The 16,398-nt window shown below is 54.8% G+C and carries 14 protein-coding genes and 1 riboswitch; of the genes, 2 read left to right on the plus strand and 12 right to left on the minus strand.

Annotated features, from left to right (window positions below; translation table 11 throughout):
• Window positions 1-267: 267 nt before the first annotated feature.
• A riboswitch (TPP riboswitch) is annotated at window positions 268-364 on the plus strand.
• A gap of 33 nt (window positions 365-397) precedes the next feature.
• Both thiM and thiD read left to right on the plus strand, forming a co-directional pair.
• Window positions 398-1,204, plus strand: coding sequence for a hydroxyethylthiazole kinase (thiM, locus tag O1V65_RS01220; protein WP_227955825.1), 807 nt, complete (start codon window positions 398-400; stop codon window positions 1,202-1,204).
• On the plus strand, window positions 1,201-2,019 hold the full coding sequence (gene thiD / locus O1V65_RS01225; RefSeq protein ID WP_017492390.1) for a bifunctional hydroxymethylpyrimidine kinase/phosphomethylpyrimidine kinase: 819 nt from the start codon (window positions 1,201-1,203) through the stop codon (window positions 2,017-2,019). The genes thiM and thiD overlap by 4 nt, the downstream gene beginning before the upstream one ends.
• On the opposite strand, the gene O1V65_RS01230 is transcribed toward thiD, so the two are convergent.
• From O1V65_RS01230 to mdtD, 12 genes are all read right to left on the minus strand, one after another.
• Entirely contained in the window at window positions 2,004-2,888 is an 885-nt protein-coding gene (locus O1V65_RS01230) for a hypothetical protein (protein WP_269130099.1), read from the minus strand. The genes thiD and O1V65_RS01230 overlap by 16 nt on opposite strands.
• A 115-nt stretch (window positions 2,889-3,003) precedes the next feature.
• The gene (locus O1V65_RS01235; RefSeq protein ID WP_017492392.1) at window positions 3,004-3,690 is read right to left on the minus strand and encodes a GntR family transcriptional regulator; all 687 of its coding nucleotides are present in this window, start codon (window positions 3,688-3,690) and stop codon (window positions 3,004-3,006) included.
• Between the two features lie 126 nt (window positions 3,691-3,816).
• A complete protein-coding gene (locus tag O1V65_RS01240; RefSeq protein ID WP_017492393.1) occupies window positions 3,817-5,163 on the minus strand; it encodes an MFS transporter in 1,347 nt (448 codons plus the stop codon).
• A 47-nt stretch (window positions 5,164-5,210) separates the two neighbouring features.
• Window positions 5,211-6,500: an MFS transporter gene (locus tag O1V65_RS01245; protein WP_017492394.1), complete on the minus strand. Its 1,290-nt coding sequence runs from the start codon at window positions 6,498-6,500 to the stop codon at window positions 5,211-5,213.
• Window positions 6,501-6,621: 121 nt separating this feature from the next.
• A complete protein-coding gene (locus O1V65_RS01250; protein WP_084912115.1) occupies window positions 6,622-7,635 on the minus strand; it encodes a Zn-dependent oxidoreductase in 1,014 nt (337 codons plus the stop codon).
• A 31-nt stretch (window positions 7,636-7,666) separates the two neighbouring features.
• Complete coding sequence (gene manD / locus O1V65_RS01255; RefSeq protein ID WP_017492396.1) at window positions 7,667-8,881, minus strand: D-mannonate dehydratase ManD; 1,215 nt, start codon at window positions 8,879-8,881, stop codon at window positions 7,667-7,669.
• Between the two features lie 181 nt (window positions 8,882-9,062).
• Window positions 9,063-9,962, minus strand: coding sequence for a lipid kinase YegS (gene yegS / locus O1V65_RS01260; protein WP_269130100.1), 900 nt, complete (start codon window positions 9,960-9,962; stop codon window positions 9,063-9,065).
• 413 nt (window positions 9,963-10,375) lie between these two features.
• On the minus strand, window positions 10,376-11,758 hold the full coding sequence (gene trhP, locus O1V65_RS01265; protein ID WP_017492398.1) for a prephenate-dependent tRNA uridine(34) hydroxylase TrhP: 1,383 nt from the start codon (window positions 11,756-11,758) through the stop codon (window positions 10,376-10,378).
• Window positions 11,759-11,986: 228 nt separating this feature from the next.
• Complete coding sequence (locus O1V65_RS01270) at window positions 11,987-12,331, minus strand: YegP family protein (protein WP_017492400.1); 345 nt, start codon at window positions 12,329-12,331, stop codon at window positions 11,987-11,989.
• 119 nt (window positions 12,332-12,450) lie between these two features.
• Window positions 12,451-13,170 carry an envelope stress response regulator BaeR gene (gene baeR, locus O1V65_RS01275; RefSeq protein ID WP_017492401.1) on the minus strand — a complete coding sequence of 240 codons (720 nt, stop codon included), beginning with the start codon at window positions 13,168-13,170 and terminating at the stop codon, window positions 12,451-12,453.
• On the minus strand, window positions 13,170-14,561 hold the full coding sequence (baeS, locus tag O1V65_RS01280) for an envelope stress sensor histidine kinase BaeS (protein WP_084912113.1): 1,392 nt from the start codon (window positions 14,559-14,561) through the stop codon (window positions 13,170-13,172). The genes baeR and baeS overlap by 1 nt, the downstream gene beginning before the upstream one ends.
• A complete protein-coding gene (gene mdtD, locus O1V65_RS01285) occupies window positions 14,558-16,012 on the minus strand; it encodes a multidrug transporter subunit MdtD (protein WP_269130101.1) in 1,455 nt (484 codons plus the stop codon). The genes baeS and mdtD overlap by 4 nt, the downstream gene beginning before the upstream one ends.
• Window positions 16,013-16,398 lie beyond the last annotated feature (386 nt).

Raw genomic sequence — 16,398 nt, forward strand, 5'->3', positions numbered from 1 at the left:
TCCTGACAAGATAATCAAACGCCGCAATTTCGAAAGATTTGCGGCGTTCAAAAACCTGTATTCGCGCAGGCCATTGTTAAGGACCAAAACGTAATAACCAGAATACCCGCACGCTATTTCCAACCCTTAACCCACTGTTTATTTAACCGAAAACCCCGCAGGCTTCGGCGATGGTTTATGTCGTGTATATTGTGGGTACAGGCCGTGAGAGAGAGCAATAGAGAGCTTGCTGTAAGTCACCTACATCCCTTATGCTAACCCCTTAGCTTCAATGACTCGGGGTGCCCTTCTTTGTGAAGGCTGAGAGATACCCGTATTACCTGATCTGGATAATGCCAGCGTAGGGAAGTCGTGGTATCCCACCGGTACCCCTTCTTGATCGCCGGTTGGGAGTTTTATGACCACTCGACCTACCGTTTTTCCCGGCGCATACGCCGCCAGTGCCTTACAACATCTTCGTCAAGCTTCTCCGCTGGTGCATTGCATCACCAATGACGTGGTGCAGTCGATCACCGCGAACGTTCTTCTGGCACTCGGGGCTTCTCCGGCGATGGTGGTTGACCCGCGTGAAGCCGCGCAGTTCAGCGCCATGGCCAGCGCGCTGCTGGTGAACGTCGGTACGCTCACCGAATCCCGTGCCGAATCCATGCTTGCCGCCATTCACGCCGCTAACCAGGCGCAGAAGCCGTGGGTGCTTGATCCGGTTGCCGTCGGCGCACTCAACTGGCGCTCAGAGTTTTGTCAGGAAATCATCAGACTTCAGCCTGCTGCAATCCGCGGAAACGCGTCTGAAATCATGGCGCTCAGCGGCCTGGCGGCTTCTGGTCGTGGTGTCGACAGCGCCGACACTTCATTGGCCGCACTGCCTGCTGCGCAAACTTTGGCTCGCCAGACCGGTGCGATTATTGCGGTCACCGGCGAGATTGACTACGTCACCGACGGTGAAAACAGTGTGTCAGTGCCGGGTGGCAATGTGCTAATGACCCGCGTAGTGGGCACTGGCTGTGCGCTCTCGGCCGTGGTTGCCGCTTTTACCTCTTTGCCGGGCGACCGTTTGGCAAACGTGGCTGCGGCCTGCCGCGTGATGTCTCGCGCCGGTGAGCTCGCCTGCGAGGTGGCTAAGGGGCCGGGCAGCTTTACGCCGGCATTTATGGACAATCTCTATCTGCTTGATGCTGAAAAGCTTAACGGAGGGGCGCTATGACCCGACGTATTAATGCGCTCACCATTGCAGGCACTGACCCAAGCGGCGGTGCGGGTATTCAGGCTGACCTGAAAACTTTCTCCGCGCTGGAGGCCTATGGCACCAGCGTTATCACCGCACTGGTGGCGCAAAACACCCGTGGCGTGCAGTCGGTCTATCACATTGATCCGCTATTCGTGGGGGCACAGCTCGACTCGGTGCTGAGCGACGTGCGCATTGACAGCGCCAAAATCGGCATGCTGGCCAACACACAGGTGGTGGAAGTGGTCGCAGAGCGGCTGCGCTATTACCGTAAGCTGGAAAAGGCTCCGGCCTACGTGGTGCTGGACACCGTGATGCTGGCAAAAAGCGGTGACCCGCTGCTGACGCCGGACGCCGTGGAGGCGCTGCGTAAATGGCTGTTGCCGCAGGTGTCGCTGATTACGCCAAATCTACCTGAGGCGGCGGCGCTGTTGGACTGCGCCGTCGCGACCGACGAGCGTGAGATGTGCCGCCAAGGTGAAGCGCTTTTGGAGATGGGGTGTGAAGCGGTATTGATGAAAGGAGGCCATCTGAGTGACAGTGAAAGCCCTGACTGGTTAATGACCGCTCACTATCGTGAACGCTTTACTGCGCCGCGCATTGCCACCCGTAATACGCACGGCACTGGCTGCACACTCAGCGCCGCGCTGGCTGCAATCAGGCCGAGAAAAGCTAACTGGATTGACACCGTCAGCGCAGCCAAAGACTATTTACAGCAGGCGTTGCAGCAGGCGGACTCTCTGGAAGTGGGTGAGGGCATCGGCCCGGTTCACCATTTTCATCGCTGGTGGTGACGCTGTTGCTCAAAGCAGCCTAAGGCACCTTCTGCCCGTTCAAACATTTGTAGCGCATCGTGTAGATGCTGCGCATCGAAGGGGTTTAACGGGTAGAACTTCTCCTGCTTGTGGGGTCGAAGTGAAAGCCTGAGGCGAGTGGGGCCAGTATTCTTTTTCAATATTTCAAACAGATAGCTGGCCACCGCGTGGGTCTCGGGATGTTGCCAGGCCAGCATAAACGCTGCCGCACCGTCGTTGCGTCGGGCAATAAACATCCCCTTGTGCCACAGTCCCTCGAACTCTCCCTCTTTTTGCAGCTTACCGTTGGTGAAGAACAGGCTATTGCACAGTCCGAGCAGCCTGTCGGCCGTGATGCTGTCCTGCAACGCGTTCCACAGCGGCTGGCCGTTTTCCCGCTGCCAACAGGCGAGCCCCAGATAATCATTCAGCTCGCGCCAGTCGGCCTCAAGCCGCGCCTTAACCTCGTCTTCCTGAATATTTTGATATTGCTGAAGCCCATTCTGCGTGGTGTCTAAACGATTGTAAGTAATCACTTTCATTGTCCTTGGCCGGCGACGAAAGGTGATCCACAGTAAGGGTTTGGGGATGCTAAACATGACCGACTGCACGCTCAGGCGGTACTGATTGCTGCGGGTGAATACGATACCGTCGGCGCTGCCGCGTTTGTTTTGATAGCGGCGGATCAATACCACCGGATTGAGCGCCATCCAGCCGGTGACGTAGTGCTCTTTGTCGCTGCCCACGCTGTCGAGATCGCGGGCAATCTGGCAGATCTTCTCTTCGTCGAGATGAGACAACGGCAGCGTATTTTGGGCATTGTAGTAGAGTTTTTGCAGCGGCGTAGATAAAGCGTCAATGACCGTCATCACGTGTCTCCTGCCAGTAAGTCGTGGTAGTTAGCTTACTCTACCCTGTTATACAGGTTGGCTCGGACTGCATAAAACGTGGAGCGGATCGCACTCTATTTGCGGTTGATTGCCGTTATTCGACGTCGAACCATTCGCTGTTTTGTTCCGCGATGGGCGTGATAGAGAAGATCATCTCCTGCAAATGGGCACGCAGCGCCTGCTCGGCGGCGTCGGGGTCTCTTGCCTCGAGGGCGGCATAGATAGTGTAATGCTGGGCGATAAGATTTTCTGGTGGAGAGACTTTGCTCAGTGAAAAGAAGCGCACACGGTCCATGGTGGCCTTGATATTCTCAATCGTTTCCCACGCCAGTCGGCAGTCAATAATCTGTGCAATCAGGCGGTGAAATTCGTCATCCAGCTGCAAAAACTCCTGCGCCTGATGGCTTTTTGCCGCCAGTTCCTGGCGTTGAAGATTGTGTGCCAGCAGAGAGAGGTCGTGGTCTGTCACTACGCCTGCCGCCCGGCGAATAACCGCCGTCTCCAGCGCCTCGCGAATAAAACGCCCATCGGCAACGCGTTTGGCTGAAATCTTCATCACGAAGGTGCCGCGCTGAGGCAGCACCTGGACCAGTCCGGCCTCGGCCAGCTTGATAAAGGCCTCGCGGACCGGCTGGCGGGAAACGTTGAACCGTGCCGAGATTTCTTTTTCGGAAAGAAACGCGCCGGGCGGTATCACGCAGGCAACGATATCCTGTCGCAGGGTGCGATAAATTTGCTGATTTACCGGTACGTTACCGTTCAACTCATAAGATTCTGTCATGGCGAAGGCGGAATTCCGAAATTGAGATAGCCTCATAATAGCATGACTTTCCAAGAGGTTTTGCGCTGGATGTTGTTTTGGCTGCGGGCAAAGGCCTATGTCTGAAAAGACTTTGCCCGCCAAGGTTTAGCGTTTTTCTCCCCAGCTGTGGTATTCGCTACCGCGCACGCCGGGTGCGGTTTCTGGCATGAGCATTAGGCCGATAAAAGAGATGATACCTAGTACAATCATATAAATAGCTAGCCCATGGTAATCGCCGCCGGTCGCCTGCAGGATTTTGACCGCCACCAATCCCAGCACGCCGCTGCCAATGAGTGAGCCAATCTGCCAAATTAGCGCGATGCCGCTACAGCGAATGCGGGTGGGGAACAGCTCCGGAAAGTATGACGCCTGCGGGGCATAGCACATGCTGTGGCCAAAGGTCAGCGCCAGAATCATCGCTATCTGCGTCATCCAGAAGGTGTCCTGCTTCAACACCAGAAAGAAAGGCACGATACCTATCACTAGCAGCAGAGTACCAGCCATGTAAACCGGCCTGCGGCCGACTTTATCGGAAAGTTTACCCATCAGCGGTATCGAAATAATTTCCAGAATCACCGCAACAATCATCGTATCGAGCAGCACGCTGGCGCTGAGGTGATTGGCCTTGCCGAAGGCGAGCACGATAACGGTAAACATCGCGAAGGCGCAGGCCTCGATAAGCTTCGCGCACACGCCTTTGACGATAATGCCGGGATAGCGGCGAATCACCTCGATAACCGGCCGCGACTCGACCGCTTTGGTTTTACGGATTTCAGCGAAAACCGGTGATTCGTCAATTCGTAAGCGGATAAACAAGCCAATAATCACCAGCAGCAGGCTAATCAGGAACGGAATGCGCCATCCCCAGGCCAGCATTTGTTCGGCGCTAAGCTGTGAGTTCAGCACCGCAAACAGGGCCGAGGGCAGCAAAAAGCCAAGCGGCGCGCCAATCTGCACCCAGCTGGCGAAGAATCCACGACGTTCAGGGCGCGAATATTCGGCGGTCATTAGCACCGCGCCTGCCTGTTCGCCGCCGACGCCAAATCCTTGCAGCACGCGGATCAGAATCAATAATACCGGCGCCCAGAAGCCAATTTTTTCATAGGTGGGCAGCAGGCCGATACAGAAGGTGCCCAGCCCGACAATCAAAATGGTGATGACCAGCGCCTTCTTGCGGCCGACCTTGTCGCCGATATGGCCGAAGACGATACCGCCAAGCGGGCGGGCCAGAAATCCGACGGCATAGGTGGCAAAGGCCGCCAGCGTGCTGACCAGCGGATCAGAGCTCGGGAAGAACAGCTGGCCGAAGAACAGCACGGCTGCGGTTCCGTAGGCAAAAAAGTCGTAGTACTCGGCGGCCGTGCCGATGGCCGATGCTCCGGCGACGCGTTTTAACAGCGAACGTTCTTGCTGAGACATCGCGGCCTGAGACGAGGTTGAAACCTGTGTCATTGTAGGGTGCTCCAGGTATCCCCGACCGTCAGGCCGGGGGAATGGGCTCAGGAGTGAGAGATACGGGTCTGGGGCTGATGTTTTGGTGGTTTGATAACAAAGAACACCAGAATTGCGCCCAGCGCCGCCACGCCACCGGCCAGAATAAAGGCGCTGTCGAAGTGACCGGTATTTTGCACAATAAAGCCGGTGGCAATCGGACCAATAATGCCGGACACGCTGCCGATGAGATGAATAAAGCCGCTGGCGCTGCCGACTTTCGATTTATGCACCACGTCCTGAATAATCGCCCAATAAATTGCGCCGGTGGTGTAGAGGAAGAAAATAGACACCGACATCAGCATTACCGCGGGTACCACGCGGGTCACTACGCCCGCCAGCGCGACGCAAATCGCTGCCGCCAACAGGCTGACGACCAACACAATTTTGCGTGATAACAGCAGGCGGCCAGTGAGGTTAAATATTTTATCGGAAATAATACCGCCGAGTGCCAGACCAAAGAATCCGACAATCCACGGAATAACCGTCGTCAGACTCATCTCTTTAATATTCAAGCCGTGCGCCTGCACCAGATACGCCGGGAACCAGCTTAAGAAGAAAAACAGAATATAGTTGTAGCAGAAGAAGGCGAAGGCGGTGACCAGAATAATAGGCTGGCGCAGATAATACCCCAGCGTCTGCGCAGATTGGGTCAGGTCCTCTTCGTCATTGATTTTCTCGGTTTTCAACCGATTAACCCACTGGCGCTCATGCTCGGTAACGCGATGACTTTTCTCTGGATTATCGGCAGCAGTGAAGAACCATACCAGCATCCAGACAATACCTATTGAGGCGATAATCATAAATGCCGGACGCCAGCCGAAAGAAATCGCCAGATAGCCGACAATCGGGCCAGCGACTGCTCCGCCGAGCGGTGATCCGGCGCTGAGTAAGCCCATCGCGGTCGCGGCCTGTTTTTTCGGAAACCAGCCGTTGATCATTTTATTCGCCGATGCGCAGATAGGGCCTTCGGCCATGCCGAATAATACCCGCAAAATCAGCATCGAATAAAAACCGGTGGCGATGGCGGTCATGCCGCAGAATATTGACCACAGCCCGACGGCGAGACCCATGACTAACGTCGGGCCAAATTTATCGACCGCTAATCCGCCAAGGAAATTAAATATGGCGTAGCCGAAGAAGAAGCTGCCAAATATCATCCCAAACTGCTCGGGATTAATAGTCAGCTCTTTCTCTATCATCGGGACAGTAATCGAAAGTGCAACGCGATCGAGGTAATTTATCATGTAGACCAGACACAGCAGGAGTACGATGATCCAGCGTAGATTCTTAAACATGAGCAGCTCCACTTGGTGTTATTTTAATAGTGATGCGTGAGGTTTTTAATTAGGGTATTCAGGGTTAAGACTTTTGGTATTAAATAAATGGGCCTCAAATTTCAGGCCCATAAATAAAGCATTAAAACTTGAGCAGCACTTTGCAGCAGGCGCGCTGATCTTTCTCGAATAAGGTCATTGCGGCTTCAATCTCTTCACCTGGCATACAGTGCGTCACCAGTTTTTCGGGATTAAGCTTGCCCTGCGACATCCACTCAATAACCTGCGGAAAACGATGGCTGTTGAGGCGCGACGAGAACAGTGAAATTTCTTTACTGGTAATGCTTTGCTGCGTGATGCTGCTGGCCTCGCCGGAGAACCCCATCATACCGATGCGAGCGGCAGGAGAGGCGACGTTGATGGCCTCCTGCAAAATGGCCGGATGACAGGCGGCGTCAATCACCAGCGTTGGGCGTATGTTTTCCACCGCCAACGGTTCTGCCACCGACTGATGCTGATTGTTGATAGCCCAGTCTGCCCCGTTCTCGCGTGCCATTTGCAGGCGTTCATCGATGCGGTCAGTCACAATGACCTTCTGCACGCCGTAAACGCCCTTGAGAACCTGAATCACCGTCAGCCCCATTGGGCCTGCGCCATAAACCAGGGCGGTATCCTGAGGCGTCGGCTTCAGGAAGGCGGTGATGTTGGCCGCGATAGTAAAAGGTTCAACCATGCTGGCGAGTGAATCGGGAATTGACGGCGGCACTTGATAGGCGTTTTGCGCCGGGGCGACGGCGTAGTCGCTGAATCCTCCATCACGGTGTACACCGATAACCTGCAATTCGCTGCACACATTGGGACGACCTACCGAGCAGGGATAGCAATGGCCGCAGCTGACCACCGGGTCAATCACCACGCGTTCGCCGATGCGCGCCGGGTCAACGCCTTGGCCCACGCTGTCTATATGGCCGAAGAACTCGTGGCCGATGACCCGTGGGTATTTGGCGAAGGGGTTGTGGCCGTGAAAAATGTGTACGTCCGAGCCGCAGATACCGGCGTAGCTGACTTTTATGCGCACCTCTCCCGGTGCAGGTTGCAGCAGCGGGCGGGTCTCGATAGTCAGTTTACCCGGTTGCTGAATAACAATACTTTTCATGATGTTGCTCTCAATGAAGGCGTTGATTCGATTACCAGCTCCACAGCGTGCCGTCTTCCAGTCTTGCGACGGGCAGATACGCCGGATCGTAGGGATATTTCGCCGCCAGCTTCTCGTCGAATTCGATGCCTATCCCCGGTTTTTCGCCCGGATGCATGTAGCCGTTATCGAAGGTCCAGTTATGTGGGAACACCTCGAGCATCTGCTCGGAATAACCCATGTATTCCTGCACGCCGAAGTTCGGCACCCACAGGTCGAAGTGCAGCGCGGCGGCCATGCACACCGGCGACAGATCCGACGGGCCGTGCGATCCGGTACGCACCTGATACAGCGAGGCGAAGTCGGCGATGCGGCGCATACCGGTCACCCCACCGGCGTGGGTGATAGTGGTGCGGATATAGTCGATCAACTGCTCTTCAATCAGCTGTTTACAGTCCCAGATACTGTTAAAGACCTCGCCGACGGCGATCGGCGTGACGGTATGCTGGCGGATCAGTCGGAAACATTCCTGATTTTCAGCTGGCGTCGGATCCTCCATCCAGAACAGGCGATAGTCCTCGACGCTCTTGCCGAACCGCGCGGCTTCAATCGGCGTCAGGCGGTGGTGCATGTCGTGCAGCAGGTGCTCGTTAAAACCATATTTATCACGCACCGCCTCGAACAGTTTTGGGGTGAAATCGAGGTATTTTTCAGTCGACCACAGCTGTTCCTCTGGCCAATTGCCTTTGGTGGCCGGTTCGTAGGCCAAGCCTTTGCCTTTGGTGACGCCATAGCTGGTTTTCATCCCCGGTACGCCGCACTGCACGCGAATGGCCTTGAAACCTTCTTCTTTGTGGCGCGCATAGTCTTCCAGCACTTCATCGACAGAATGGCCGGTGGTGTGGCAGTACACCATCACGCCGGTGCGCGATGCGCCGCCCAGCAACTGATAAAGCGGCATGTTGGCGGCCTTGGCCTTGATGTCCCACAGCGCCACGTCAACGGCTGAAATCGCCGACATAGTGACAGGGCCACGACGCCAGTACGCGCCCTTGTAGAAAAACTGCCAGATATCCTCAATCTGATGCGCGTCGCGGCCTATCAGCTGCGGGCAGACATGGTCTTTCAGATAAGAGGCTACGGGCAGTTCACGACCGTTCAACGTGGCATCACCCAGGCCTGTGAGGCCGTCGTCGGTGGTAATTTTGAGGGTCACAAAGTTGCGACCTGGGCAGGTAACGAACACTTCGGCGTTAACTATTTTCATCAGACAAGACCTTTTGCAGGAGAACAGGCGTTATGCATTGATGAAAAAATACGCCCTTATCTAACTACCATACAAGTATGCAGATCGATTTTTGCAGGATGAGATCACAGTTTGTTGCGCGATTGTTATTCACTCAGTCGGGGACGTGCAGAAGGAAGCGGTAAAGCAAAACTGCCGGGGATTACCCCAGCAGTGCACAGTGTGGCGGCAGGCGGCACTGTAGCGCATTTGGCAGGATGTCGATGCGAAAATGCTTTCCGGTGAGCGGTTCACCGTCGAGGTTAAAGGTCATATCGTGAGGGGCATTGATTTCCAACCACGGCAGCGAGGCCGAGAGAATATTCTTGTTCTCTTCGTCGCTCAGTAGGCTGCGCAGAAACGATGGCAACAGCTCTTCCGCCGTCAGCAGGCGGAGCTGTATCAGCCCGTCGTTGATCAGTGCGTCGGGACAAATCACCTGACCGCCGCCGGCCTGACGTCCATTGCCAATGCCAATGACCAGCGCATCGCCTTGCCATGTGAAGTCGGGGCCAGTAATCTCGCAGCGGTCGGCTTTGAGGGTATCCATTCTCAACAGGCCGTGGATAAAGTATGAAACGCCCCCCAGCGCAGACTTGAGTTTTTCGGGCGTTTCGGTGGTGATCCGCGTGCCGAAACCGCCGGTCGCCATGTTGATAAAATAGTGCTCGTTGTTGACGCGCGCCAGATCGATATCCGTCGCACGGCCCTGAACGGCGAGCTTCAGCGCCTGATCCATCTCAATTGGGATGCTGCAACTGGTGGCAAAGTCATTGGCGGTGCCAAGTGGAATAATCCCCAGGGCAGGGCGCGAATCCGTTGAATGGGTGATAAGGGCGCTCGCGACTTCGTTGATGGTGCCATCACCTCCGCCGGCAATCACCGTTTCAACGCCGAGCTCAATGGCTTCAATCACGTAGCGTGCGGCATCGCCGTGCTCCCAGGTGACGCGAACGGCAAGCTCTACGCCTTCTGCTCGCAGGTTGTACACCGCCTCGCGTAGGGCTTCATTGCTGGCACCTTTTCCATTTATTATCAGCATTGCCTGTGTCTGAACCTTCATTGCACCCTCCATGCTTAATTTTGCCTATGGCTATAAAGTAAATGATTATTGTTACTAATAGCCATAAGAATTTTCAAGGAAAAGCGCCAACAGGCCTGAGATTAATGGTAATGATTGCGCAGTAATTAAACAGCTGAGCCATTAACTATTAATATATTTTTAAATTAGCAAGGTGTTAATTAATTATTAATGAGGAGGGAAAAACGGGATAAGGTACAAATAAAATAGTGCCAGCTCAAGGGTGTTTGAGCCGGCGAAGAGGTGGTGACTGTTTTATACGGTTTTTTTCCATTCGGGTCTTGCTGCGGGAAATATATTAACCCGAAAGGCCGAAGCCGTATTGTGATCAAATTCTAGTTTTTGCATCTAAAGTGGAAATAAACACCGCATTGAAACGGTGTTTATTGATTTAATTAAAGGTTTGGATTACGGGTATTAGTATTATCCAGCAGATTCCTTAATAGAATCGCGAAGGCCAAAGGCATTTCCTGCGGCACCGGCAAATAAACAAAGTGGCCGTTTCCCGGTGCGACGTCGATGTCTTCCCCTTTCTTGTTATGCATCTGTTGTATGAAAAACTGCACGTTACCTTCGGGGGTCATGATTTCGATGCTGTCGCCGACCGAGAAACGATTTTTGACGTCAACCTCGGCCCAGCCTTCGTTACGCCCACTGCCGCGTTGTCCGGTGAATTCGCCGGCAAACTGCTGTCTGTTGCTGACGGAGAAACCATAGTCGTAATTCTGCTGCGCCTGATGCACGTGACGACGAAGAAAACCCTCGGTGTAGCCGCGATGGGCGAGGCCTTCTAGCGTGGTGAGCAGCGTCGGGTCAAAGGGCTTACCGGCGACGGCATCGTCAATGGCGCGGCGGTAGACCTGCGCCGTGCGGGCACAGTAATAAAACGACTTGGTGCGACCCTCAATTTTTAATGAATGCACGCCCATCTGCGTCAGGCTGGCAACGTGTTCGATGGCCCGCAAATCTTTGGAGTTCATAATATAGGTGCCGTGCTCGTCTTCGAACGCACTCATGTGCTCACCCGGATTGAGGGCTTCCTCGAGCATAAATACGCGGTCCGTTGGTTGCCCTGCGCCTAAGGTTGGCGTGACCGTTTCAATTTGCTTAATGGCGACAGGCGGGTGCTGGTGGACGATATTGCCGACCTCATCCTCTTTGCCTTCCTGAACCTTGTATTCCCAGCGGCAGGCGTTGGTGCAGGTCCCCTGATTCGGATCGCGTTTATTGATGTAGCCTGAAAGGAGACAACGGCCGGAATACGCCATGCAAAGCGCGCCATGCACAAACACCTCAAGCTCCATTTCAGGAACCTGCTTGCGGATCTCGGCTATCTCCTCCAGCGACAGTTCACGAGAGAGAATGACGCGGCCGAGCCCCATCTGCTGCCAGAATTTGACCGTTGCCCAGTTTACCGCATTGGCCTGCACCGACAGGTGTATCTCCATCTGTGGAAAAGCCTCTCTCACCATCATGATCAGGCCCGGATCTGACATGATCAATGCGTCAGGCTGCATGTCGATCACCGGCTGGAGATCGCGCAGAAAGGTTTTCAGCTTGGCATTGTGCGGCGCGATGTTGACGACTACGTAAAATCTCTTGCCCAGCGCATGCGCTTCGGCGATACCGAGCGCCAGATTCTGATGATTGAATTCGTTATTGCGGACCCGAAGGCTGTAGCGCGGCTGACCGGCGTACACGGCGTCGGCACCGTAGGCAAAGGCGTAACGCATATTCTTGAGCGTACCGGCGGGCGAGAGGAGTTCTGGGGTTAACATGGCGAGTCTCTATGGCTATTGTCTGATTTCAGGTCAGGGCCGCGACGATAGACGCTGCGGGGGAGAAAGGCCGGAATTGTAGCGATGAAAATAGCGAAGAGAAGTAGGGGATTAAGGCTATTTGCGGTTGGAATGATGCAGATCAACTTCTTTAAAACTATTGACGCTGCCTTTACGGGGCAGCGTCGTATTTCACACCGAGTTTCACACCAAGGTGCTCAAGTTTAGCTAGTGATGAGTCGTCAGATCGCGAATGTCCGTACTCGGACCATTTTGGACTACCGACTTCATGCCCTTTTGAGCAGCACTTGCAGCTGTGTACATTTCACTGACGCCAATGACCTGATGATTTTTTGCCCGCAGCACAAAATAGTGCTGCCCGTCTTTACTGGGCTTGATCTCATATTGTCCTTCGTCGGCGGCATTGATTTGCACAGAAGTAATTCCATTCTCAGCAGACGCTTTGCTGGCGTACATTTCGCTGCTAAGGATAACTTCTCCGTTACCGGCCTTCAGGTTAAAGTGAAACTGTCCGTTCTTCGCTTTTTTAAGATCATAGTGACCCGTCGCCATAAAGGTACCTCCAGTAGTTGAATAATCCATCACTCATTATAGCCAATGGTTAATTTTCAACCGCAGGAAAAACCCGTTACTTTAGATTTTCAGATGAATTTGTGACATATGCAGCAGACTTATGTTAACCGACAAGGATCTGCTTCCCATCGGTAGCCTACCCCATAGACGGCGCGGATAAACGCCTTGTCACCGTCGATAGACTCCAGCTTGCGGCGAAGATTTTTGATGTGGCTGTCGATGGTCCTGTCGGTCACCACGCGGTAATCATCGTACAGATTGTTTAGCAACGCTTCACGAGTGAACACGTAGCCCGGTTTTATCGACAGCGTCTTGAGCAGGCGGAATTCGGCGGGAGTCAGGTCCAGTTCAACGCCCTGATAATGTGCCTGGAAACAGCCTTCGTCGATGTGTAGCCCTACGCCGTCGGCCATCGGTTCGTTCGGGCGGTAGCAGCGACGCAAAATGGTTTTAACGCGTGCCACGACTTCGCGCGGGCTGTAAGGTTTGCAGATATAGTCATCGGCACCTATCTCAAGCCCGAGCAGGCGGTCGATCTCTTCGGTTTTCGCCGTCACCATCATGATTGGAATATCAGAAAACTGCCGGATATCACGGCAGATACTAAGCCCGCTGCTGCCGGGCAGCATCAGGTCAAGCAAGATCATGGTCGGTGGATTGCTCTGCACCAGCGGCACCACGTCGTTGCCGTTGGTCAGCCACTCGGTGGCATAGCCCGCAGCCTGTAGGTAATCCACCAGCAGTTGGCCGAGCTTGGGTTCATCTTCAACGATCAAAATTTTAAGCGGTTGTGCTTCCGCATGGGCGAATTCATTCATTACATTCTTTGTCCGCTAGGAAGTGAAAGTGGCAGCTGCAGGATAATCCTGATGCCACCCGTTGGAGAATGCTCGGCTCTGATTTTACCTCCGTGGGCCTCGACGATGTTCTGGCAGATAGCCAACCCGAGACCGGAACCGCCACTGGCGCGGTTACGCGATCCTTCTGTACGGTAAAAACGCTCAAATATCCGCAGAAGCTGCTCTTCGTTCAGCCCCGGTGCGCTGTCCTGAAAATAAACCTGTAGGCACTTGTCACGACGGGTGGCGATAATATCCAGACCGCCACCTGAATCAGTATAGCGCAGGCTATTTTCAAGCAGATTATTAAACAGTTGGGAAAGCCGATGCGGATCGCCAAATATCGGCGCCTTGTCGGGCAGCGTGCTGGTCAGATGCAGCTGCTTGGCGTGGAAGCGTTCGCGAAAGGCGGCCTCGGCCAGTTGAATCAGATGCACGGCGTCGGTCTCTTCCTTGCGGTAGGCCAACGCGCCCGCGTCGGACAGCGACAGCTGGTAGAGGTCGTCAACCAGCTTGGTCAGGATGGCGACCTCGGACTGTAGCGAGGCCAGCGACTCCATTGACATTTTCCTCACGCCGTCCTGTATTGCCTCGAGCTCACCGCGCAGCACCGCCAGCGGCGTGCGCAGCTCGTGCGAGATATCGGCCATAAAGGCGCGCCGCATCTGCTCATTTTTTTCCAGCGTCATCGCCAGTTGGTTAAAGTCTTGCGCCAGCTTGCCGAGTTCATCCTGAGTGCCCACCTCGACCCGGCTGCTGAAATCACCGGCGGCCAGCTGATGGGTGCCTTTGACCAGCCTTTTCACCGGCGCCAGCATGCCGCGCGAGAGCAGCCAGGTGACGGCGGCGGCAAGCAGCGTGGTGAAACCCATGATTATCCAGCTGGTGCGTCTCTGCTGCTGGTCAAAGTTGATGTCGGCATTGCGGGTCAGGCGCTCGGCGGGGGTGGAGACTACGGTGCCAATAAGCTCGCCTTTGACCCTCATTTGTCGCCCGGTGCCGACCAAATCGGGCGGGATATCCGACTCGGAACCGGCGATGCGCTGATTGCTGCTGTCGAGTATCCAGAATTTTGTCCGCCAGCCGACCGGTGGCAAAATCTGACTGTTTTCGTCGTTCTGGTCGAAGGTGTGCATCATCTGGTAGACGGCTTTATCGTTATTTTTAACGAAATCCCAGTTGCCGTGCTGCTCGTACTGCTGCTGAAGATAGTCGGCGATCATCTCCACCCGCTGCTCGTTGCCGTGGCGGATATAGTCGATGAAGCCCCGCTCGAAGCTCATTCGAACGCCCCAGTTCATGGTGACCATCACCAGACTGCTGGTGAGAAAGATGGCCAGAAACAGCTTGGCGGTGATACCTGGTTTCATGATTTTCTCGCTGGGTCGGAGGAGGCCGTGGCGTTGTGGCGGCGATCAAGGATGACGTTGGTTTGCGATTCGTCCGGTACGCGCAGGAAAATCCACGCTGGGAAGGCAATGATAAGCGTCATGCAGAAATAGCAATAAATGAAGGCGCTTTGCATCGCGTCGCTGCCGGGGTCTATCTGCTGATGGGCAAACAGGCCAATCAGAATGCCGGCTACGCTCACCCCCAGACTCATGGAAAGCTGCATAATCATCGACAGCAGGCTGTTACCGCTGCTGGCAAGACGCGGCGGTAAATCTTTGAGCGTCAGCGTATTCATCGATGAGAAGCGCAGAGAGTTGACCATGCCCTGGAAGAACAGCACCACCGGGATCATCCAATAGGCGCCGTAAATGGCGACCAGCGGCATGCAAAGGGTTATTACAGAAAGCAGCAGCGTGGCACTCACCAGCGCCCGGCGATAGCCGAGCTTATTGACCAGCCTGACGACAATACGTTTCATCCCCATGCTGCCGAGCACCATCGGGATCATCATTAGCCCCGCGTGGAACGGGGTAAAGCCCATTCCCAGTTGCAGGAATACCGGCGTCATAAACGGCAGCATGCCGCTGCCGATGCGGCCGAGGAAACTGCCGGTTAGCCCAATGGAAAAGGTTTTGGTGTGAAACAGGCGCAGCGAAAAAAGCGCCGAGAGATTGCCGCGCGCGTGCAGCCAATAAGCGCCGAGCGCCGCCGCACCGACGATGACCAGGGCGACCAGCGTCAGCGGCGAAAGGCCCAGGCCTTTGTTTCCTTCCAGCGCCAGCGTGAGGGTTGCCATGCAGACCGCCAGCATGACAAAGCCGCTGATGTCGAAGCGCCGCGTCTGCATCTTGTAGTTTGGCATCAGCGTGAGCGTGGCGATAGCGCCTGCCAGCCCCACGGGCAGGTTAATCAGGAAGATCCAGTGCCAGCTGGCGTACTGCACCAGAAAACCGCCGAGCGCCGGGCCCATCAGCGGGCCAATCTGTCCGGGCAGGGTGACGAAGGTCATGGCCGCCATGTATTCACTGCGTGGCACTATCTTGAGTACCGTCAGCCGCCCGACCGGCACCATCATCGCACCGCCGACTCCTTGCAGCACGCGCGACATCACCAGCTGTTGCAGCGTGGTCGACTGCGCGCAGAGCAGTGAGCCGAGGGTAAACAGCACGATGGCCGAGAAGAACACCCATTTGACGCCAACCTTGTCGGCCAGCCAGCCGCTGGCGGGCAGCATCACCGCCACGGTGAGCACGTAGGCAACCACCACGCTGTGCATGTGTAGCGGGTTCACGCCGAGGCTTAAGGCCATCGAAGGCAGGGCGGTGTTGACGATGGTGGTGTCGAGGGACTGCATAAAGAAGCCGAAGGCGACAATCCATAGCTGCCAGCGCACTGAAATAGGTAGGGTGGTTCCTGTAGCCTCAGTCATCGATTTGTCGTGCCCAATAATAAATAGTGCCTAAATTGAGGTTATTGCTCACTGCGTTGATTCAGCTTTTCTGGCTTACCGAATACCCGTGGAAATAGACAGAGAATAAAAGCATAAGCGGATAGAGCACCCGCGTCGACCCTAGAAATCCGGACTTTTACGTTAACGCCTTCCTTGGCGGACTTCATTCAACGTTCTGATTCGTTGATTTTTTATTTTAGCGAGCAGAAATCACCTTCACATCGTTGCACAGTTTAGCGAATCTCGGGGGTGAAAAAATGGAGGAAATAAGGAGTCCCTTTCATTCTGTGACAATAAAACCGGGTGATGATGACTGAGTATTATCGGCTCAAGGTGCTAAGGTTAGTACTGTGATTTGCAGGCTA

Origin of the sequence: Rouxiella badensis, assembly GCF_026967515.2 — a bacterium.
Classification (GTDB): Bacteria; Pseudomonadota; Gammaproteobacteria; order Enterobacterales; family Enterobacteriaceae; genus Rouxiella; species Rouxiella badensis.